The 19,671-nt window shown below is 60.9% G+C and carries 19 protein-coding genes; 3 read left to right on the top strand and 16 right to left on the bottom strand.

The genetic code is table 11. The annotated features are described in order from the left end of the window. Positions 1 to 191: 191 nt before the first annotated feature. The 7 genes from PMI24_RS27820 to minC all read right to left on the bottom strand — a co-directional run bounded on the left by PMI24_RS27820 (position 192) and on the right by minC (position 6,792). Entirely contained in the window at positions 192 to 2,348 is a 2,157-nt protein-coding gene (locus tag PMI24_RS27820) for a mechanosensitive ion channel family protein (RefSeq protein ID WP_007960084.1), read from the bottom strand. A 76-nt stretch (positions 2,349 to 2,424) separates the two neighbouring features. Next, positions 2,425 to 2,601: a hypothetical protein gene (locus PMI24_RS29410; RefSeq protein ID WP_007960078.1), complete on the bottom strand. Its 177-nt coding sequence runs from the start codon at positions 2,599 to 2,601 to the stop codon at positions 2,425 to 2,427. Positions 2,602 to 2,733: 132 nt separating this feature from the next. Beyond that, positions 2,734 to 4,023: a M18 family aminopeptidase gene (locus tag PMI24_RS27815; RefSeq protein ID WP_007960074.1), complete on the bottom strand. Its 1,290-nt coding sequence runs from the start codon at positions 4,021 to 4,023 to the stop codon at positions 2,734 to 2,736. 68 nt (positions 4,024 to 4,091) lie between these two features. After that, entirely contained in the window at positions 4,092 to 4,727 is a 636-nt protein-coding gene (locus PMI24_RS27810) for an RluA family pseudouridine synthase (protein ID WP_007960072.1), read from the bottom strand. A 91-nt stretch (positions 4,728 to 4,818) separates the two neighbouring features. Then, positions 4,819 to 5,073 (bottom strand): cell division topological specificity factor MinE, encoded by a 255-nt coding sequence (gene minE / locus PMI24_RS27805; RefSeq protein ID WP_007960071.1) that lies wholly within the window; start codon positions 5,071 to 5,073, stop codon positions 4,819 to 4,821. Next, on the bottom strand, positions 5,073 to 5,885 hold the full coding sequence (gene minD, locus PMI24_RS27800; protein ID WP_007960065.1) for a septum site-determining protein MinD: 813 nt from the start codon (positions 5,883 to 5,885) through the stop codon (positions 5,073 to 5,075). Before minD ends, minE begins: the two co-directional genes overlap by 1 nt. Before the next feature lie 169 nt (positions 5,886 to 6,054). Next, complete coding sequence (gene minC, locus PMI24_RS27795; RefSeq protein WP_007960063.1) at positions 6,055 to 6,792, bottom strand: septum site-determining protein MinC; 738 nt, start codon at positions 6,790 to 6,792, stop codon at positions 6,055 to 6,057. A gap of 117 nt (positions 6,793 to 6,909) precedes the next feature. On the opposite strand from minC, the gene PMI24_RS27790 reads away from it, so the two are divergent. Together PMI24_RS27790 and PMI24_RS27785 are read left to right on the top strand one after the other, a co-directional pair. After that, a complete protein-coding gene (locus PMI24_RS27790) occupies positions 6,910 to 7,842 on the top strand; it encodes a lipid A biosynthesis lauroyl acyltransferase (protein ID WP_007960061.1) in 933 nt (310 codons plus the stop codon). 36 nt (positions 7,843 to 7,878) lie between these two features. Then, complete coding sequence (locus PMI24_RS27785; RefSeq protein WP_007960059.1) at positions 7,879 to 9,051, top strand: patatin-like phospholipase family protein; 1,173 nt, start codon at positions 7,879 to 7,881, stop codon at positions 9,049 to 9,051. A gap of 114 nt (positions 9,052 to 9,165) precedes the next feature. On the opposite strand, the gene PMI24_RS27780 is transcribed toward PMI24_RS27785, so the two are convergent. The 8 genes from PMI24_RS27780 to puuE all read right to left on the bottom strand — a co-directional run bounded on the left by PMI24_RS27780 (position 9,166) and on the right by puuE (position 17,231). Beyond that, a complete protein-coding gene (locus PMI24_RS27780) occupies positions 9,166 to 9,951 on the bottom strand; it encodes an outer membrane protein OmpK (protein WP_007960057.1) in 786 nt (261 codons plus the stop codon). Between the two features lie 372 nt (positions 9,952 to 10,323). Then, positions 10,324 to 11,109 carry an outer membrane protein OmpK gene (locus PMI24_RS27775; RefSeq protein WP_007960055.1) on the bottom strand — a complete coding sequence of 262 codons (786 nt, stop codon included), beginning with the start codon at positions 11,107 to 11,109 and terminating at the stop codon, positions 10,324 to 10,326. Between the two features lie 86 nt (positions 11,110 to 11,195). Continuing rightward, the gene (locus PMI24_RS27770; RefSeq protein WP_007960053.1) at positions 11,196 to 12,554 is read right to left on the bottom strand and encodes a nucleobase:cation symporter-2 family protein; all 1,359 of its coding nucleotides are present in this window, start codon (positions 12,552 to 12,554) and stop codon (positions 11,196 to 11,198) included. A 169-nt stretch (positions 12,555 to 12,723) separates the two neighbouring features. Continuing rightward, positions 12,724 to 14,037: a urate hydroxylase PuuD gene (locus PMI24_RS27765; protein ID WP_007960048.1), complete on the bottom strand. Its 1,314-nt coding sequence runs from the start codon at positions 14,035 to 14,037 to the stop codon at positions 12,724 to 12,726. A gap of 51 nt (positions 14,038 to 14,088) precedes the next feature. Beyond that, a complete protein-coding gene (locus PMI24_RS27760; protein WP_007960046.1) occupies positions 14,089 to 14,592 on the bottom strand; it encodes an ureidoglycolate lyase in 504 nt (167 codons plus the stop codon). Positions 14,593 to 14,709: 117 nt separating this feature from the next. Further along, the gene (alc, locus tag PMI24_RS27755; RefSeq protein ID WP_007960036.1) at positions 14,710 to 15,705 is read right to left on the bottom strand and encodes an allantoicase; all 996 of its coding nucleotides are present in this window, start codon (positions 15,703 to 15,705) and stop codon (positions 14,710 to 14,712) included. Positions 15,706 to 15,792: 87 nt separating this feature from the next. Continuing rightward, positions 15,793 to 16,308: a 2-oxo-4-hydroxy-4-carboxy-5-ureidoimidazoline decarboxylase gene (gene uraD / locus PMI24_RS27750; RefSeq protein WP_007960034.1), complete on the bottom strand. Its 516-nt coding sequence runs from the start codon at positions 16,306 to 16,308 to the stop codon at positions 15,793 to 15,795. Next, positions 16,305 to 17,231, bottom strand: coding sequence for an allantoinase PuuE (gene puuE / locus PMI24_RS27745; protein WP_007960032.1), 927 nt, complete (start codon positions 17,229 to 17,231; stop codon positions 16,305 to 16,307). The genes uraD and puuE overlap by 4 nt, the downstream gene beginning before the upstream one ends. Before the next feature lie 430 nt (positions 17,232 to 17,661). Between puuE and uraH the strand changes: the two genes are divergently transcribed. Then, complete coding sequence (gene uraH / locus PMI24_RS27740; RefSeq protein ID WP_003223171.1) at positions 17,662 to 18,015, top strand: hydroxyisourate hydrolase; 354 nt, start codon at positions 17,662 to 17,664, stop codon at positions 18,013 to 18,015. Positions 18,016 to 18,123: 108 nt separating this feature from the next. Here uraH and PMI24_RS27735 read toward each other — a convergent pair whose 3' ends face one another. Further along, a complete protein-coding gene (locus tag PMI24_RS27735; RefSeq protein ID WP_007960030.1) occupies positions 18,124 to 19,671 on the bottom strand; it encodes a hypothetical protein in 1,548 nt (515 codons plus the stop codon).

The following is a 19,671-nucleotide window of genomic DNA, read 5'->3' as shown; positions in this document are numbered from 1 at the left end:
TCCTCTCGATGCATGCGGCTGCGCCGCACGGTCGCTGCGCTCCCACCCCCGGATAAATCCCTCCACTCAGCCTTCCGATGGGGCCGGCACGTCAAAAGCTTTACTCGAGCTAACGCTCATTGTTTTGAGTGGGGCGGCTGTGCCGCATTTTGCGATCCGGTTGCCGGCGATGGTGGTCCGACGGTCAGGGGTTATTCCTGGGTTTGGCCACCGCCTGCTGTGATGACTTGCACGTTCATTCTTGGGGTTGCGAGGTCCAGGCCGGCTTCATCCAGGTGTCGTTTGAGCGATAGGTTGAACGCCCGTGAAACTTCCCACTGTTTGATCGGTGCGGTCTTGAATCTTGCGCGCAGTATCGCGTTGCCGGATTCAAAGCTTTCCACGCCCTGAAATTCCAGTGGTGACCAGATGTTGCGTCGTTGCAGAGGGTCGGTGCGCATTTTCTGGCCGACGTCGCGCATCAGTTTGATGGCTTCGTCGATGCTCATGTTGAACGGCACGGCCACGCGGAAGATGGCGTAGCCGAATTCGCGGGAGTAGTTTTTGATGCTTTTGATTTCGCTGAACGGGATGGTGTGGACGATGCCGTCGATGTCCCGCAGGCGGACGGTGCGGATGGTCAGGCCTTCGACGGTGCCGAGGTGGCCGCCGACGTCGACGTAGTCGTCGATGGCAAGGGAGTCTTCGATGATGATGAACAGGCCGGTGATCAGGTCTGCTACGAGTGACTGGGCGCCGAAGCCGATGGCCAGGCCGATGACGCCGGCACCGGCCAGCAGAGGCGTGACGTTCATGCCCATGTTCGCCAGCGCGACGATCAGGGCGATGATGAAGATCGCCACGAACAGTACGTTGCGGATCAGCGGCATCATGGTCTGCGCGCGAGCGTTGGCCAGGCCTTTGCGGGAGCGGGTGAGGGCGTGGTGGACGGCGGTGTCGCTGAGGATCCAGATCAGCCACGCGAAGATCAGCGTGCCGATCAGGCTGAACAGTTTGACGCTGACGTCGTGACCTTCGCCTTCGGTGAAGCCAATCAGCGACATGCCCCAGACCCGCAGGCCGAGTTCGATGAAGGCCAGCCACACCAGCAGGTGGGCGAGGGTGTAGAAGAAGCTTTTCAGGCGCTCGGAATACAGCGCATGGCGTTTAGGGCCGCGTTGGGGTTTGAGGGCGTGGCGGCGGACGAGGCCGTTGATGACCATGCACAACACCAGCAGCACGGTGCAGATCAGCGACTGGCGCAGGGCGGTGCTGGTGTCGCCGGCGGAGACGAAGGTGGCGAACAGGGAGATGCCCACCAGCACCAGCGCCGGGATGTACCAGAAGGTGCCGAGGATTTCGATGGTGTCGCTGAGGGCGCGGCGGGTCAGGCGGCGGGACAGGGGCTGGTTGCGGATCAGGTGGGCGATCGGCCGGCGGAAACGCAAGATGAACAGGCCGGTCGACAGCGCCGCGAGGACGTTGGCGACGGTGGCGGCGGTGTGGGCCAGGTGTACGCCTAGGGCGGCCACCAGTTTTGGATCGCTCAGGGCTTCACCGAAGGCGGCGAAGCTGCCGATCAGCCACAACGGGCGGAAGGCCTGGTGACGCAGGATGTAAAGCGCGCGATGACGATGCGGGCCGTCGAGTACGGAGAAGGCGATCACGCAGATCGCCGAGAAGCAGGTGCCGACCACCAGCGCGTAAGCCAGCACCATCGCCAGGCTTTTGCCCAGTGACGAGGGCAATGCATAGCTCATGTAGACCGTGATCACCAACGCGATCAACCAGGGCCCGAGCTTGCGCAGGGCGAAGCGCAGCATGTCGAGGGCCCGGGGGTTTTGCGGCAGTTCTTCGGTCAGGCCGAAGCGCATGCGTACCCGGTGGCCGAGCCAGATCAGCGCGGCGGCGAGCAGGCTCCAGACCGCGAGGATCACGGCGAAGGCGAAGATGATCGGCAGCCATTCGCTGGCCGGCAGCATCAGGCCTTTCAATTCATCCTGGGCCATGTCGAATTCGGCGGACCAGCGATTGAGCGGGCTGTCGGCGCCGGTGAACTGTTTTTCGAAAGTGGCGAGGGTGCCGCCGATCAGTCCCAGCACACCTTCTTCGGGGCTGGCCTGGGCTTTTTTCGTGGCGTCGCGGAGTTTTTTCAGGTCGGTCAGCAACTGGGCGCGTTGCTTGTCGTTTTCCAGCGACTTGATGACTTCGTCCAGCGACTGGCCGAGCGGTTCCTGAGCTTCGGGCTGAGCCTTGCCGGAGCCCGTGAGCAGTCCCGGCAGACCGGCGGCGTCGGCAGGTGCCGGCGACATCAGGGTCATCAGGCAGATGAGGAACAGGCAGGGCAGGGCAAAAAGACGAGCGAACACTAGGCGGTCAACCTCGCAAGGGGCGGATCGGGCGAGTGTACGAGCCCGCCAGATTCAATGCGAGCCGGGCGCGGATTTATTCGTTGAGTTTGGCGAGGATCTTGTAGACCACGGTGGCCAGGATCATCAGCATGCCGATCCACATGGCGAACACGCCGGCGTTCTTGTCGCGGAAGTTGAAGCCGATGGCCAGCAGAATCATTCCGCACAGGATGGGAATGAGCATGGAGTGGAACGCAGACATCGAGATCATGGCGACAGCCTTGTCGAAGGGAATGATTTAAGTCTAGGTGGGTTTTCGATGGACGGTGCTGATGTGTATCAGAAATGAGCCGGTTCTACAGGCCGGAGGATCGCAGCTCCACGCTGCGATCCCGGCTGTTTCCTACGGCAATTCGCGACTGGCGTAGAACGCGCTCAGCACTTTGACCAGGTGGGCCAGGTCGTGGCTGCCGCACAGTTCGCGGATCGAGTGCATGGCGAAGGTCGGCAGGCCGATGTCGACGGTGCGCACGCCCAGGTGGCTGGCGGTGATCGGGCCGATGGTCGAGCCGCAACCCATGTCGCTGCGCACCACGAAGCTTTGCACCGGCACTTCTTCGGCCATGCACAGATGGCGGAAGAAGCCGGCGGTTTCGCTGTTGGTGGCGTAGCGCTGGTTGCTGTTGACCTTGATCACCGGGCCGGCGTTGAGTTTCGGGCCGTGGTTGGCGTCGTGCTTCTCGGCGTAGTTAGGGTGTACGCCGTGGGCGTTGTCGGCCGAGACCAGCAGGGATTTCTGGATGGTGCGTACGAATTCGTCGCCTTCCGGCAGCAGACGGCGCAGGGTCTGTTCCAGCATCGGGCCATCAGCGCCACAGGCCGAGCAGGAACCGACTTCTTCGTGGTCGTTGCACACCAGCACGCAGGTTTCTTCGGTGTCGGCGGTCAGCAGGGCTTGCAGACCTGCGTAGCACGACAGCAGGTTGTCGAGACGCGCGCCGGCGATGAAGTCGCCGTGCAGACCGATAACCGCTGCGCTCTGGGTGTCGTAGAAACTCAGCTCGTAATCGAGTACCACGTCGGCGTTGAGGCCGTGTTCGCGGGCCAGTTGATCGGTGAGCACCGCGCGGAAGTCCACGCGCTCGTCACCGGCGAACTGCGCGAGAATCGGCGGCAGTTCGGTCTGGGCGTTGATGGCCCAGCCCTGGTTGGCTTCACGGTTGAGGTGGATTGCGAGGTTGGGAATGATCGCGATCGGGGCCTTGAAGTCGATCAGCTGGCTCTCGACCTTGCCGTCGCGGCGGAAGGTGACGCGGCCGGCCAGCGACAGGTCGCGGTCGAACCACGGTGCCAGCAGCGCGCCGCCGTAGACTTCGACGCCGAGCTGCCAGAAACCCTGGCGTTGCAGTTCAGGTTGTGGCTTGACCCGCAGGCACGGGCTGTCGGTGTGGGCGCCGACCAGACGGATGCCGTCGTGCAGCGGCGAGTTGCGGCCCATCTTGATCGCGACAATCGAGGAATCGTTACGGGTGACGTAGTAACGACCATTGGCTTCGGTGTGCCAGGTTTCGCGCTCGTCGAGGCGCACATAACCGGCGGCCTCCAGGCGTTGAACAAGGCTGGCGGTGGCGTGGAACGGGGTAGGGGAGGCCTTGAGGAAGTCGATCAGGCCTTGGTTCAACTCTTCGCGCATAAGAAGCTCCAGACAGCAATGGGCGGGAGTTTAACGCATCGGCCTGATGCTTGGGACATTGTGGCGCGTCAGAAAGGCGCCGGACATTCGAAGCGCAAACGCTCACCGGATTGAGGGTGCGTGAAGCTGAGCATGCTCGCGTGCAGGCACAAACGAGGCCAGGCGGCGAGGGCTTGTTCGTGAGCGTAGAGGCCGTCACCGAGCAACGGATGACCGATCGACAGCATGTGCACGCGCAACTGGTGCGACCGGCCGGTGATTGGTGTGAGCTCGACGCGGCACCAGTCGCCACAACGCTCCAGCACGCGCCAGAAGGTCAGGGCGTGTTTGCCGAGTTCGTGATCGACCACGTGACGCGGTTTGGTCGGCGGGTCGTAGCGCAAGGGCAGGTCGATGCTGCCGCTGTCCAGTTCCGGCTGACCCCAGCAGAGCGCAGTGTAGGCTTTCTCTGTTTCACGATCGTGAAACTGCCGCGACAGTTCGCGGTGGGTATCGGCGTCACGGGCGAGCAGAATGATCCCCGACGTTTCCCAGTCCAGGCGATGGACGATACGCGCTTCCGGGTAGCCGTTTTCCTGCAGGCGGGTGATCAGGCAGTCCTTGTTGTCGTCGGCCCGGCCGGGCACGGAGAGCAACAGGGTGGGTTTGTTCACCACCAGAACGGCGGCGTCCTGATGAATGATTTGGACGTTGGACAACGGCATTAAAACAGCCTCGTAACAAATGCCAACGGCGGCTCAGGGCCCCTCCGGTGTCGGAAGGGCCCTGAGCCGCCGTCGTTCCTGCCGGATCGACTCAGCGGTCTGGCAGGGTGATGTTGAGTTCCAGAATCGAGCAGCTGCCCTGGCTCTCCAGTGCCACGTGTACGTCGTCGTTGCCGATGTTGACGTATTTGCGGATCACTTCCACCAGTTCCTTCTGCAAGGATGGCAGGTAGTCAGGGGTGCTGCGCTGGCCGCGTTCATGCGCCACGATGATCTGTAGACGCTCTTTCGCGACCGAGGCGGTACTTGGCTTTTTGTTGGCACGAAAGAAGTCAAAAAGGTTCATTACCTACCTCCAAACAGACGCTCGAAGAATCCCTTCTTCTCGACATTCAGGAACCGGTGTTCTTTTTCCTTGCCCAGCAGGCGATCAACGGTATCGCTGTAGGCCTGGCCGGCGTCGCTCTGATCATCGAGGATCACAGGTACGCCCTGGTTGGAGGCCTTGAGTACGGCCTGGGATTCCGGGATGACGCCCAACAGGCGTACGGCGAGGATTTCCTTGACGTCTTCGACGCCGAGCATTTCGCCTTTCTCTACGCGCTCCGGGTGGTAGCGGGTGATCAGCAGGTGTTCCTGGATCGGCTCTTCGCCGCGTTCGGCGCGACGGGACTTGCTGGCCAGCAGGCCGAGCATGCGGTCCGAGTCACGTACCGAGGACACTTCAGGGTTGGTCACGACGATCGCTTCGTCAGCGAAGTACATGGCCAGGTGCGCGCCTTTTTCGATACCCGCCGGGGAGTCGCAGACGACGAACTCGAATTGTTCCTTGAGCTCCATCAGGACTTTTTCCACGCCTTCGACGGTCAGCGCGTCTTTGTCGCGGGTCTGGCTGGCGGCCAGTACATAGAGGTTTTCCAGGCGCTTGTCTTTGATCAGGGCCTGTTGCAGGTTGGCTTCGCCGTTCACGACGTTGACGAAGTCATACACCACGCGGCGCTCGCAACCCATGATCAGGTCAAGGTTACGCAAGCCCACGTCGAAGTCGACGATCACTGTTTTGTGGCCGCGCAGAGCGAGGCCGGTACCGATAGCGGCGCTGGTGGTGGTCTTACCCACACCACCCTTGCCGGATGTAACCACGAGAATCTTGGCCAAGGTGTTTCACCCCTAAGGAAGAAGGACTGTTCAGCCCCTGAAAAACATCTCTAGAAAACTACTGCAGTCGGACAGCCTTGGCTGGAATTCGGCTTTTGGCCTTTTTCCTACTTCGTTTGAGCCGTTTTCGCTACGTTTTAGAGATGCTTGGAAAATGCGGCAGTATCCGTTAAAGCCGAATGATGTTCAACACGTCGCCCGACAGGCTGACCTGTACGCCCGAACCCCACATCGGATCGCGACGCAGGTCTTCGGAAACCTTGTAATGGCCTGCGATGGAGATCAGTTCAGCGCTCAATTGCTGACAGAAAATCCGCGCCTTGGTGTCGCCCTTGACCCCGGCCAGCGCACGACCGCGCATCGGGCCGTATACATGGATGTTGCCATCGGCGAGAAGTTCCGCCCCCGGGCTGACCGAGGAAACCACCACCAGATCGCCACCTTGCGCATATATCTGTTGGCCACCACGTACTGGCGTGGTGATGACGCGGGTCGGTTTGACGGCCGGCTCCGGCGGTTTTTCCGGTTTCTTCGGGGCGACGGGTTCGGCGCTTTCCAGCGGTCGCTCGCGGGCGCCGGACGGCGGCAGCACCGGGATGTCGATGGCGATGGCGGCGGCGATGTCTTCGATGCGGCTGGCGCGGATCGCCAGGGTGCGCAGGCCGTGCTGACGGCACACGCGCATCAGGCCCGGCAGGTCGACGGCGCCTTCGCTTGGCGGCAGTTTGTCCAGCGCCAGAACCAGCGGCGCGTTGCTGAAGAAATTCGGTGCCTGGGCGACTTTGGCGGCCAATTGCCGATCGAGGCTGTCCAGGTCGTTGCGGGACAGCTCCAGCACTGTAATGGCGAGCATGCTGCCCTTCAGCTGGAACACGGGATCTTGGTCTTTCGGTTCGGTTTGGCTCATGTCGGCATACAACGGCTTGTCACTAAAAGTGCCGAGACTTATAACGAGAACGCCCGCAGGCCGCAAGCCGGGTCGAACGATGTAGAATGCGCGGCCACTGTATTTACGGAAGCTTTAATGGATCGCCCGCGTTTTCGAAAAGCATTTCTTGCCCCACGCTTCTGGCCGCTCTGGTGCGGCCTCGGGCTGTTGTGGCTGATCGTGCAGCTGCCCTATCCGGCCTTGCTGGCCATCGGTCGTTTTCTTGGTGCCTTGATGTATCGCTTCGCCGGCGACCGGCGGCGCATTGCCAAGCGCAATCTGGAACTGTGTTTCCCGGAAAAATCCGCCGCCGAACGCAAGCGCCTGCTCAAGGAAAACTTCGCCTCCACCGGTATCGCCTTCTTTGAAATGGCGATGAGCTGGTGGTGGTCGCGTCAGCGCCTGGCGAAACTGGCCCACGTCGAAGGCCTGGAGCACCTGCAAAAGGCTCAGCGCGAAGGCAAGGGCGTGATTCTGATGGCGGTGCATTTCACCACCCTGGAAATCGGCGCGGCGCTGCTCGGCCAGCAGCACACCATCGACGGCATGTACCGCGAACACAAGAATCCGCTGTTCGACTTCGTTCAGCGGCAGGGCCGCGAGCGGCACAACCTCGACTCGCTGGCGGTGGAGCGTGACGACGTGCGCGGCATGCTCAAATTGCTGCGCGCAGGCCGGGCGATCTGGTATGCGCCGGATCAGGACTACGGCGCCAAGCAAAGCATCTTCGTGCCGCTGTTCGGCATTCAGGCCGCAACGGTCACCGCCACCAGCAAGTTCGCGCGTCTGGGCAAGGCGCTGGTGGTGCCGTTCACCCAGGAGCGTCTGGCCGACGGCAGCGGTTATCGTCTGGTGATTCATCCGCCGCTGGAAGGTTTCCCGGGTGAGACCGAAGAAGAAGATTGCATCCGCATCAATCAGTGGGTCGAAGGCGTGTTGCGTGAGTGCCCCGAGCAATACCTGTGGGCACACCGGCGCTTCAAGAGCCGGCCACCGGGCGAGCCGAAGCTGTACGCCAAACGCGGTTGATTTGACCCATCCCCATAAGCACCACGGAGCGTTGCGATGAGCCCAGCTGAACCGGTCACAGGTTTGATTCTTTCCGGCGGCGGGGCTCGGGCGGCGTATCAGGTGGGGGTGCTGGCGGCGATTGCCGAATTGCTGCCATTGGGGGCGGACAATCCGTTTCCGGTGATCGTCGGCACGTCGGCCGGGGCGATCAACGCGGTCAGCCTGGCCAGCGGTGCGACTGATTTTCGCGCGGCCATCGAACGCCTTACGCTGTTCTGGCAAGGCTTTCGCAGCCATCGCGTGCTGCGCAGCGACTGGCCGGGGGTGATCCGCCAGGCCAGTCGTTTCGTCAGCCACAGCCTGTTGGGCATGGGCCGGCAAATGCCGGTGGCGCTGCTCAACAGTTCGCCGCTGCGTCATCTGCTCAATGAAAAACTGCACATGCCCGGCATCGCCGAGTCCATCGCCCGCAAGCAATTGCACGCGGTGGCAGTGACGGCGTTCGGTTACGAGTCCGGGCAAGCCGTGACCTTCTATCAGGGCGGCGGCACCATCGATTCCTGGCTGCGTCACCGGCGCATCGGTGTGCCGACGCAGTTGTCGGTGGAGCACTTGCTGGCCAGTTCGGCGATCCCGCTGTTGTTCGCGCCAGTGAAGATCGGCGATGAATATTTCGGCGATGGCGCGGTGCGACAGTCGGCGCCGATCAGCCCGGCGCTGCACCTGGGCGCGAGCCGGGTGCTGGTTGTGGGTGTCAGCGGCAACCCGCGTGGTTTCGATCCGGCGCAACCGCTGGAACGCACCTACACCGGGCAGCAGCCGACGCTGGCGCAGATCGGCGGGCACATGCTCAACAGCACCTTCATTGATAGCCTCGAAAGCGACATCGAGCTGCTTCAGCGTCTCAACCAGTTCAGTCATCTGATGCCCGAAGGCACGCCGACCCGTGCGCTGGGGGTGGCGCCGGTGGAAGTGCTGGTGATCTCGCCGAGTCAGCCGATCGATGAAATCGCGGCGCGGCATCGCCAGGAACTGCCGGCGGCTTTGCGGTTGTTTCTGCGTGGGCCGGGAGCGACCAAGACGAGCGGGGCAGGGGTGTTGAGTTACTTGCTGTTCGAGGCGGGGTATTGCAGCGAATTGATCGACCTTGGACGGCGCGATGCCCTGGCCAAGCGCGATGAGCTGTGCCGGTTTTTGGGGATTGGCGAGGCGCTGGTTCCGGCCTGAGATTTGCTGTGCGGCAATCGCTGGCAGGCCAGCTCCCACAGGGATTTGCGTCGTGCACAAAACCAATGTGGGAGCGAGCCTGCTCGCGATGGCGTCCTTGAGGACGCCGCACTATCAGAAGTGGAACTTCACCAGGAAGCTGGTCACGTTCTGATTGGTGGTGAAGGCCTTGGTGTCGTCGATACCGTACTTGTCTTTCCAGTAGTCGTATTCAACACCGACGTACAACTGCTTCTCGCCGAAATTCAGCGCCTTGCCCAGGTCGTATTTGACCTGCGGGTTGAAGTGCAGGTTGGCGTGGTATTCGCCTCTGCTGTTGACGTCGTTGTCGACCACCCAGTCCATGTAGCCGTCGATCAGGATGTTCGAGTCGCCCACTGGAATGGTGTAGGACCACACTGGTGTGATCTGCCAGACGTTGTCACCCGGACGCGAGCCTTCGGTGTGACGCTGGTAGAAGTTCAGCTGGAAGTAGTCGAAGCCCGGAATGGCCAGGTCGAAGCCCGGGCCGATCAGGTAGGACTCGGTGTCGCCCTCGCCGAACTCGTAGGTCATCGCCAGCAGGACGTCCTTGATCGGGCCGAACTCGATCTTCTGGTCGAGAACCTTGCCCAGCGAGATGCGTGGCTGGAACTCGCCGTAGTAGGTGTTCGGACCGTTGTTGAAGTCCTTGTCACCGTTGTAGAAGATCTTGTCGAGGAAGAAGAAGTTGTCCCCGTACTTCCATGCATCGGCGTGCTCGAAGGTCACGGTCTGCTGGATGGCCGGGTTGACCTTGAAGTCTTTGCCGTAGAGGTAGGTCAGGCTGTTGTTCTGCCATTGCAGCAGGCCGTCGGCCATGGCCTGCCCCCCTGCCAGCAGCGATCCCGCAAGCATCAGGCTGGTGCACATACGTTTCATTCGGTTGCTCCCAAAGTAGGTGTTCCACGTTTATTTTTTTGAGTCGGCGCTCTGGTGTGGCGCCTTTTTTCGTTGCAGCAAAAATCATCCATTCGGTCAGCTTTAGTGCTGTTAGCAAGAGCTGAGCCAAGGCTTTTCGAAAAGCAAAAAAACGCCCGTCGGCTGCTGAAAAACAGTCGATTGAGCGTGTTTTCGGGATGCCTCGGTACTGACCGCGGCCGGGATAAGTTGGCTTTTCGGTCAGGAATTAAATTCGGGCTTTTTTTTAGACCGAATTCAGGAGGCCGCGGAGAATACTGACTCAACGGCCAGGCCTCAAGTGCCCCGCAACAGAGCACCGACGACAGGTAGGGGGCACGGTTGCGGGTCATCTTAGAAGTGCACCTTCACCAGCAGGCTGGCGGTGTTTTGGTTGGTGTCGAAACTGTGGGTGCTTTCGACCCCGTATTTGTTTTTCCAGTAGCTGTATTCGGTGCCGACGTACACCTGCTTTTCACCCCAGCCGAGGGCTTTGCCCAGGTCGTATTTGATCTGCGGGTTGATGTGCAGGTTGGCGTGATAGGTGCCACGGGAGTTCTGGTCGTTGTCGACCACCCAGTCCAGATAGCCGTCGATCAGCAGGTCGGAATTGCCCACGGGGATGCTGTAGGACCAGCCGGGCGTGATCTGCCAGACGCCGTCGCCGGGGCGCGGGCCTTCGGTCTGGCGGCGATAGAAGTTCAGGGTGAAATAGTTGAAGCCCGGCACCTTGAGGTCGAAGCCGGGGCCGATCAGATAAGCCTCGCTGTCGCCTTCGCCGTACTCGTAGGTCATGGCCAGCAGCACATCCTTGATCGGGCCGAACTCCAGCTTCTTGTCGAAGATCTTGCCGAACGACAGGCGCGGGCTGAATTCGCCGTAGAACGCGTGGGGGCCTTTGTTGCGGTCTTCCTGGCCGTTGTAGAAGATCTTGTCGACGAACAGGAAGTTGTCGCCGTACTTCCACTTGTCGGCGTGCTCGAACGTCACCGTCTGCTGGATCGACGGGTTGATCGCGAAGTTCTTGCCGTACAGGTAGCTCAGGCTGTTGGTCTGCCACAGCAATAAATCGCCGGCCATGGCTTGCGATGCGGCCAGCAGGCCGCCGCTCAACAACACGTTGGTTTGAGTCCGGATCATCTGTTGCTCCCTCTTGTTTTTATTGTTTGAGGCAAAGCTGTCGCGAGGGGGCAGGCTTGGGCGAGCCCCCTTTTTTACTCTTCGGGTCAGTGCGGGTGTGCGTGGCAGTCGTTGACCGCGGCGCGTTCGGCGCCTCCGAGGATGTTGAACAACAGGTTCAGCGTCAGCGCGCTGAGGGTGGCCATGGCGATCCCGCTGTGGGTGATCGGGCTCATCCACAATGGCAGGTGGGCGAAGAACTCCGGGCGCACCACCGGGATCAGGCCCATGCCGATGCTCACGGCTACCAGCAATTGGTTGCGACGGTCGCCGATGTCGGCTTCCTGCAGGATCTTGATGCCGGTCGCCGCCACCATGCCGAACATCGCAATCGCCGCGCCGCCGAGCACTGCCGGTGGAATCGACGCCACCAGGAATGCCGCTTTCGGCAGCAGGCTCAGAACGATCAGCAGACCGCCGGCAACGATAGTCACCGAACGGCAGCGCACGCCGGTCATCTGCACCAGGCCGATGTTCTGCGCGAAAGAGGAGTGGGTGAAGGTGTTGAAGAAGCCGGCGAAGAACGACGCGCCGGCATCACACAGCAGGCCGCGACGCAGCATGCGCGGGCAGACTTCCTGGCCGGTGATCTTGCCCAGCGCGAGGAACATCCCGGTGGACTCGACGAAGATGATCACCACCACCAGACACATCGACAGGATCGGTGCCAGTTCGAACTTCGGCATGCCGAAATGCAGCGGGGTGACGAACTGAACCCATGGCGCGTTGGCCATGCCGCTCAGGTCGACCATGCCGATGGCACCACAGAGCACGTAGCCCAGGCACATGCCGATCAGCACGGAAATGTTGACCCAGAAACCGCGCATGAAGCGGTGGATCAACAGAATGGTGGCCAGTACCAGTGCGGCGATGGCCAGGTAAATCGGTGAACCGAATTGTGCGGCGCCAGCGCCGCCACCGGCCCAGTTCACGGCCACGGGGAATAGCGACAAACCGATCGAGGTGATGACCGTGCCGGTCACCAGAGGCGGGAAGAAGCGTACGACTTTGGACATGAACGGCGCGATGATCATGCCGAAGAACCCGGCGGCGATGGTTGCGCCGAAGATTCCCTGCAGACCGATGCCGGGCATGCCGGCCATGGCGACCATGCTGCCGACGGCGGCGAAACTGGCGCCCATCATCACCGGCATGCGAATGCCCATCGGGCCTATCCCCAAGGACTGCACGATGGTGGCGATGCCGGCGACCAGCAGGTCGGCGTTGATCAGGAAGGCGATTTCTTCACGACTCAGGCCAGCGGCCTGTCCAATGATCAGCGGTACCGCGATGGCGCCGCCGTACATCAGCAGTACATGTTGCAAACCGACCAGGATCAGTTGCAAAAGGGGCAAACGCTGAATGGCGGGTGCGTCGGGGATGCGCGCTTTGGACAGCTCGGACATGCAACACCTCGGATCTTTTTTATTCTTGTGATGAACAGCGGCCGGGTTGCTTGCCGCTGTCCTCTTTGCATCAGGCGGGCCGCTTATGCGGCCAATCGCAGGCAAGCCGGCGCCCACAGGATCCGGATGATCCGTGTGGGCGCGAGCCTGCTCGCGAGGTTTTTACGGCTTAGTTGGTCTGGGCTCCCTGGGCGATCCATGCACCGATCAGGTCACGTTCCTGCTGGGTCATCTGTGTGATGTTGCCCAGTGGCATGATCTGCGTGGTGATGGCTTGCGCCTGGATCCGTGCCGCGTTCTGGCGGATCTGCTCGGGGGTGTCGAACATCACACCGGCCGGGGCAGCGCTGAACAGCGGGCTGGTCGGTTTGGCCGAGTGGCAGACCGCGCAGCGTTCCTGGATCACGGTGTGCACCTTGTCGAAACCCGGGCCTGCGTTGGACGCCTGAGCCGGAGCGGCGGCCGGTGCAGCAGGGGCGGCTGGTTGTGCTGCTTCAGCCGGTTTCGCGCCACCACCCAAAGCCGTTTCCGGCAGTGGCTGGTACTCGATTTTCGCAGGTGCCTTGGCCACGTCCGGAGCGGTCGACATCGGCGCTGGGCCGGTGACGTACGCCAGACTGATCATGCCCACCGCTGCAACCGGCAGGGTCCAGGCAAACTTGTGGCTGTCGTGACGGGTGTTGAAGTAGTGACGCACCAACACCGCCAACACCGCGATCCCGGCCAGGATCAACCAGTTGTACTGGCTGCCGTAAGTGCTCGGGAAGTGGTTGCTGATCATGATGAACAGCACCGGCAGGGTGAAGTAGTTGTTGTGACGCGAACGCAGCAGGCCTTTGGCCGGCAGCGCCGGATCCGGCGTGCGGTTCTCGGCGATCGCGGCAACCAGTGCGCGCTGCGCCGGCATGATGATGCGGAACACGTTGCCGACCATGATGGTGCCGATGATCGCGCCGACGTGCAGGTACGCACCACGACCGCTGAACACCTTGCTGAAGCCATACGCCGCGCCGATGATCAGCACGAACAGGATGAAGCCGAGCAGGGCAGGTTTCTTGCCCAGAGGCGAATCGCAGAGGAAGTCGTAGATGAACCAGCCGGCGATCAGCGAACCGATGCCGATGGCCACGCCTTCAGGGCCGGTCAGGCCGCTGCCGGGTGCCACGAGGTAGAGCACGGGGTTGGAGTAGAACACCACGCACAGCAGCGCGATCCCCGACATCCAGGTGAAATAGGCTTCCCATTTGAACCAGTGCAGGTTCTCCGGCATCGACGGAGGGGCCAGTTTGTATTTTTCCAGGTGATAGATACCGCCGCCGTGGATCGCCCACAGATCACCGGCAAGACCGGTTTTCGGGTTGACGCGGTTGAGGTTGTTCTCCAGCCAGACGAAGTAGAACGACGCGCCGATCCAGGCCACGCCAGTGATCATGTGAACCCAGCGCACGCTCAGGTTCAGCCATTCCAACAGATGTGCTTCCACAGTCTTTACCTCTCGCCCGTCACTCTTGTTGTCGAGTGATCGGACCTTCTCTTATTGGTGGGGGGCGAGGATCAAACGCTCATCCTCTTTGAAAAAATGCTCATCGCAGTTATTGCCTGTGCCACTGCGATCAACCACCAGGAAGTCATCCCGCTTTTCGATCGTCAGCACCGGGTGGTGCCAGACGCCGCGATGGTAATTGATGCCCTGCCTGCCGTTGGTGACGAAGGCGCGGACCAAGCCTGATACAGGTTCATCGCCAAGTGGCGCGACCACGATCAGAAAGGGGTTGCCGAGCAGCGGAATGAAAGCCTGGCTGCCCAGCGGATGGCGTTCCAGCATGCTGACGGTCAGCGGCATGTCCTGCGCGTCGGCGCGGAAGATGCTGATGATCGCGTTGTCCTCAGGCGTCGCGGTTTCGACCGTCGCCAGTTTGTGGAAGCGCATGGTCGAACCGTTGTTGATCATGAAGTGATCGCTGCCGTCGGTTTCGATCACGTCACCGAAAGGGGCGAAGGCTTCTTTGGTCAGCGGTTCAATCGTCAATGTGCGCATGCTGTTCTTTTCCGAATTCTGTGTTGTTGGTTCTGTTGCTATCGCTGGCAGGCCAGCTCCCACATCTGGAATACATTCCCTTGTGGGAGCCAGCCTGCTGGCGATCGGGTTCAGTGCTTATTTAGCGACTTTGCCCAATACGCGCAGGCGGCTCACACCACCGTCCGGGAACACGTTCAGACGGATGTGGGTGATCGGGCCCAGCGCCTTGATCTGCTCGACGAAGGTGTGTTCGGCGTGCATTTCCAGCTTCTGGCTTGGCAGCAGTTCGCGCCAGAACAGCGACTGGGTTTCGATCTGGCTGTCGGTGCCGCCCTTGACGAACGCGCCCTGGATCGAGCAGGTGTCCGGGTAGTTGCCCTTGAAGTGCAGGGTGTCGACGATGATTTTTTCGATCTCGCCCGGATGGCCCAGTGCGACGATTACCCAGTCATTGCCCGGGGTGCGACGACGTGCGGTTTCCCAGCCGTCGCCCATGTTGATGCCACGGCCCGGGTTGAGGATGTTGCTCATGCGGCCGAAGTGTTCGTCGGAGCAGGCGAGGGCGCGGCCACCGTTGAGGGCTGCGGCCAGGTCGACTTGCTCGTTGTCGCCGACAGCCGACCAGTCGCGGAACGGAATGCCGTACACGCGCAGACGGGCCACGCCGCCATCCGGGTAGATGTTGAAGCGCAGGTGGCTGAACGCCTTGTCGTTGCTGATTTCGTGGTAGTGGTGGCTGTTGCCCTGCAGCTCGACGGCCGACAGCACTTCAGTCCACTGGGTGTTTTCGTCCGGCTCGCCCGACGCCAGGAAGCAGGCTTCCAGCGAGGCCGATGGCGGGAAGTTGCCGGTGAAGAATGAAGTGTCGATGTCCACGCCTTTGATCGAACCCGGTACGCCCAGGCGGATCACCGCGCTGTCGTAGCCTTCGAAGCGCTTGCGGCGGGACTCCCAGCCGTCCATCCACTTGCCGTTGTCATCGAACACGCCCTCCTTCCACACGGCCGGGGTCGGCTGAAACAGACGATTGGCGTCTGCGAACCAGTCATCGGTGACCGAGATGATTTTGGTGCCCAGACGGGCATCGGCCAGGTTGACGAACTTCTCGAAAGGTACGGCGTAAGCTTTCATTCTTCTTGTCTGCCTTTAAATAAGTGGCTTGGGATGCTTGCGAGGCCCTGGGTGCTCTCCGCGTTTGATGCACTCGGGCCAGGCTTGCTAGAGAGTCAGTAATCGGAACAGGGCGATCTTGTTGATCTCCGCCAGCGCGCATTTGAACTCGGTGTCGACCGGGTTGTGAATGCGCGTTTCGAACGCCGCGAGGATCTGATGCCGGTTGCTGCCTTTTACCGCCATGATGAAGGGAAACTTGAACTTGGCTTTGTAGGCGTCGTTCAGCTCGGTGAAGCGCTGGAACTCTTCGGCCGTGCATTGGTGAATACCGGCGCCAGCCTGTTCATTGGTGCTGGCTTCGGTCAACTCGCCCTGGACGGCAGCTTTGCCGGCCAGGTCCGGGTGAGCGTTGATCAGTGCCAGCTGACTGGCGTGATCGGCGCTCAACAGGATGTCGCTCATGCGCTGGTGCAGGGTTTCGATCTGGTCGATCGACGCGTCCTGGCCCAGGTCGAAGGCCTTCTCGGCCACCCATGGCGAATGTTCGTAGATGTCGGCGAAGGCTTTGACGAAGGCGTCGCGGCTCAGGGTCGACGGTTTCAGGGTTTGAAAGGTGCTCATTTGGCAGCCCCTTGGTACGGGTGGGTTTCGTGCCAGTGACGCGCGATGTCGACGCGGCGGCTGAACCACACCTGTTCATGACTTTTAGCGTATTCGATAAAGCGCTTGAGCGAAGCCAGACGCGCCGGACGGCCCACCAGACGGCAGTGCAGACCGATCGACAGCATCTTCGGTGCTTCGGCGCCTTCGGCATAAAGCACGTCGAACGCATCTTTGAGGTATTCGAAGAAATCGTCGCCCTTGTTGAAACCCTGGACCTGGGTGAAGCGCATGTCGTTGGTGTCCAGCGTGTACGGGATCACCAGATGCGGCTTGCCGGTCGGGTTGTTCGGTTCCCAGTAGGGCAGGTCGTCGTCGTAGGTGTCGCAGTCGTAGAGGAAACCGCCTTCTTCCATCACCAGACGACGGGTGTTCGGGCCGGTGCGACCGGTGTACCAGCCCAATGGGCGCTCGCCGGTGAGTTCGGTGAGGATGCGGATCGCTTCGAGCATGTGCTCGCGTTCCTGCGCTTCGTCCATGTACTGGTAGTCGATCCAGCGGTAGCCGTGGCTGCAGATCTCGTGACCGGCCTCGACCATCGCGCGGATCACGTCCGGGTGACGCTGGGCGGCCATGGCCACGGCGAAGATGGTCAGCGGAATGTCGAATTCCTTGAACAGTTTCAGGATCCGCCAGACGCCGGCACGGCTGCCATACTCGTAAAGCGATTCCATGCTCATGTTGCGCGCGCCTTGCAGAGGCTGAGCAGCAACCATCTCGGACAGGAAGGCTTCGGATTCTTTGTCACCGTGCAGAATGTTGCGCTCGCCGCCTTCTTCGTAATTGAGTACGAACGACAGGGCGATCCGGGCATTGCCCGGCCAGTGTGGGTGAGGAGGGTTACTGCCGTAACCGATCAGGTCGCGTGGGTAGTCAGCGCTCACTGCAGTCTTCCTTCTTATTCGTTGACAGATTGTGTGGCGCCCTGAAGTTTGGATGGCAGGCTGGCGTCACAGCGATGGGCTGATTGTATACAACTTTATTCTCAATTTGTAAGCCTGAATTTTCGCATTTTTCACCGGCTGTCATCTTTTGCTGTTAATGGCGTGAACCTGCAAGAAACCTGCCTGACCAGTCAGCTAATGGATTGGGGGTTCAATGAATGCGAGGTTACGGGGCAAATCACCGGGAAATCGAAGGATGGCGGGGGTAGGAGGAAAAATGTCGTTTTTATTGTGTACAATTTTTTTAAAAAGTGTCTTAATCAATCGCTCGCCGCAGCTTTTCGTGCTCCGAAACGGTGCGGTCTCCTTTTCAACTGACTTCGGGAGGCGCGAAGTCTGACTGCTCCACGCAGGCAGGCGCGCAGAATCAATGGGACGTTTGACAACACACGTTTTGGACGCTGCACACGGTTGCCCGGGCAGCTCGATCAAGGTCGAGCTGTACCGCGTTGAAGGTTCGCACCTGGAATTGGTCGCCAGTGCGATTACCAACAGCGATGGCCGGGTCGATGCGCCGCTGCTGCAAGGCGATGACTACCGTACCGGTGTCTATCAGGTTCAGTTCCACGCCGGCGATTACTACCGCGCCCGTGGCGTCCAGTTGCCGGAGCCGGCATTCCTGGACGTGGTCGTGCTGCGGTTCGGCATTTCTGCCGAACAGGATCACTACCACGTACCGTTGCTGATCTCGCCTTACAGCTATTCCACCTATCGGGGCAGCTGACCCCCAAGCAGCTGCCCCTGCCGGGAAGCGACTGCGCATATAGCTTCTTTGGTCTTTCGCCCGCTCACACTGCGGGCTTTTTTTCGCCCGTCGTTCAGCGGAGTGCAATCACAGCCGTGGGTTTGCGTCGCGCACGATAAACACGGTGTCGTCGGCGTTCGCCAGTGTCTGGGGACCGCCTCTGAGCCAGACGACCTTGTTTGCAGCGTTTGCTGCAACAACGGCCGCCGCCGCTGTCGCACCCACCTGAATGTGCAGACGTAGATTGGCACTGCTGTGATCGACATTCAGCGTCTGGTTGATCTTGCGGCCCCGGATGCGATGCAGGCTGATGAAGAACACGTAGTCATGCCCCGAGCGCTTGAACACCAGCGCCGGATACGAGTTGGACGGGCTTGGATCGAACACGGCATAACCGTTGCGGGTCAGCAGGGTGGCCATGAAACGTTTGAGATCCAGCGCCGATTGTGTGGTGTTGGAATACAGCCATTCCTGACGAAACAGTGCCGGATCGAAATCCAGTCGCTGCAGCGGACCGTCCGATGTCGGCGTCGGCAATTCGAGGATGCGAACCGCTCCATTGCCCGACGTCGGGAGAATCGGCAGCATCAGCAGCGGATCGGCCAGTTGCGGACGGGGATGGCGGTTTCCGGTCTGCCAGTCATTGAATGTCTGGCGCAGAAGGGTCAGCCCCGATCCGGTCGCCGTGTCAGTACCATTTGCCAGCACGAACTGGTGAAAGGCGACCCTCTCCAGCGAGGTCGTCGATAGCTCCGGAAAGTATTGGCTGATGTATTTCGTCAGTGGACGTTCGAACGGCAACGTCGGATCGATTTGCCAGTCATGAGCAGGCGGAACCTGGATGGCGCCCCGCGGCTGTTCCTGTGGTTCCAGTCTGAGCGTGCGGTCCAGCAAGTCGAAGTCGTAGATCAGATGACTCGGGTTCTTGATGTAGACGATCGGATCGCTCGCATCGCCTCGCGGAATGACTTTGTACTGGATACCGTCGACGCGAATGTCACCGGTGGTGGCATGTTGCGGGTCGATGCCCCAACTGCTCCACGGATCCAGCGTTTCATCAATGCGCTGACGTTTGGGCGGTACGACCGACGGCTCGTCATCCGGCAATCGGTGACGTGTCATGGACAGCTGCGAGATGTCGGCATCCGGGGTGTTTTGCGCAGGGAGCGGACGCCACACAAGCGTACCTTCAACCCTTTCCAGCAGTGGGCCGGATGCCAGGAGCTCACTGGATAACCGGGCCCTCAATCCATTCTGCGCATCGGGGCCGATCTGCACCGTCCCCCCTTCGACAAGGTCGACGTAGGTATAGCGTCCCGCTGTGCGCGTGCCGTCCCGAGGATCGGCAGGCGGCAATCTGTTGACCAGTCCGGGGGCGAGAAAATAGCTGCCGATCGGTCGTTGCGCGGTGACGTTCCGGACATGTGTCTCGGCAGGGAGATCGTAGATTTCGATCATCTGTTGACGGGTAACGGGTGGCGCAGGCAATTGCCAGGCCGGGTGGGTCGAGGTCGGATCAATCAGTGTGTCGGGCAACAGTCGAGGCGGCGTTGAAATGTCCGGCGTGGTGTCTCGTACGACAGGCGTGGAATCCGCTGTATCTGTTTTCGTTCGGATAGGACGTTTGGGGCTCAT

Source organism: Pseudomonas sp. GM25 (genome assembly GCF_000282255.1).
GTDB classification, from domain to species: Bacteria; Pseudomonadota; Gammaproteobacteria; order Pseudomonadales; family Pseudomonadaceae; genus Aquipseudomonas; species Aquipseudomonas aphyarum.
This window is presented reverse-complemented; position numbering and strand designations above follow the sequence as displayed.

Bases quoted from the DNA above. Each gene is read 5' to 3' on its own strand.
- PMI24_RS27810 (WP_007960072.1), bottom strand. From the start codon at position 4,727: ATGCCGTTGTCCAACGTCCAAATCATTCATCAGGACGCCGCCGTTCTG.
- PMI24_RS27790 (WP_007960061.1), top strand. From the start codon at position 6,910: ATGGATCGCCCGCGTTTTCGAAAAGCATTTCTTGCCCCACGCTTCTGG.
- uraD (WP_007960034.1), bottom strand. From the start codon at position 16,308: ATGAGCACCTTTCAAACCCTGAAACCGTCGACCCTGAGCCGCGACGCC.
- PMI24_RS27760 (WP_007960046.1), bottom strand. From the start codon at position 14,592: ATGCGCACATTGACGATTGAACCGCTGACCAAAGAAGCCTTCGCCCCT.
- PMI24_RS27785 (WP_007960059.1), top strand. From the start codon at position 7,879: ATGAGCCCAGCTGAACCGGTCACAGGTTTGATTCTTTCCGGCGGCGGG.
- minE (WP_007960071.1), bottom strand. From the start codon at position 5,073: ATGAACCTTTTTGACTTCTTTCGTGCCAACAAAAAGCCAAGTACCGCC.
- PMI24_RS27775 (WP_007960055.1), bottom strand. From the start codon at position 11,109: ATGATCCGGACTCAAACCAACGTGTTGTTGAGCGGCGGCCTGCTGGCC.
- uraH (WP_003223171.1), top strand. From the start codon at position 17,662: ATGGGACGTTTGACAACACACGTTTTGGACGCTGCACACGGTTGCCCG.
- PMI24_RS27780 (WP_007960057.1), bottom strand. From the start codon at position 9,951: ATGAAACGTATGTGCACCAGCCTGATGCTTGCGGGATCGCTGCTGGCA.
- PMI24_RS29410 (WP_007960078.1), bottom strand. From the start codon at position 2,601: ATGATCTCGATGTCTGCGTTCCACTCCATGCTCATTCCCATCCTGTGC.
- PMI24_RS27735 (WP_007960030.1), bottom strand. From the start codon at position 19,671: ATGAGCCCCAAACGTCCTATCCGAACGAAAACAGATACAGCGGATTCC.
- PMI24_RS27770 (WP_007960053.1), bottom strand. From the start codon at position 12,554: ATGTCCGAGCTGTCCAAAGCGCGCATCCCCGACGCACCCGCCATTCAG.
- PMI24_RS27815 (WP_007960074.1), bottom strand. From the start codon at position 4,023: ATGCGCGAAGAGTTGAACCAAGGCCTGATCGACTTCCTCAAGGCCTCC.
- minC (WP_007960063.1), bottom strand. From the start codon at position 6,792: ATGAGCCAAACCGAACCGAAAGACCAAGATCCCGTGTTCCAGCTGAAG.
- alc (WP_007960036.1), bottom strand. From the start codon at position 15,705: ATGAAAGCTTACGCCGTACCTTTCGAGAAGTTCGTCAACCTGGCCGAT.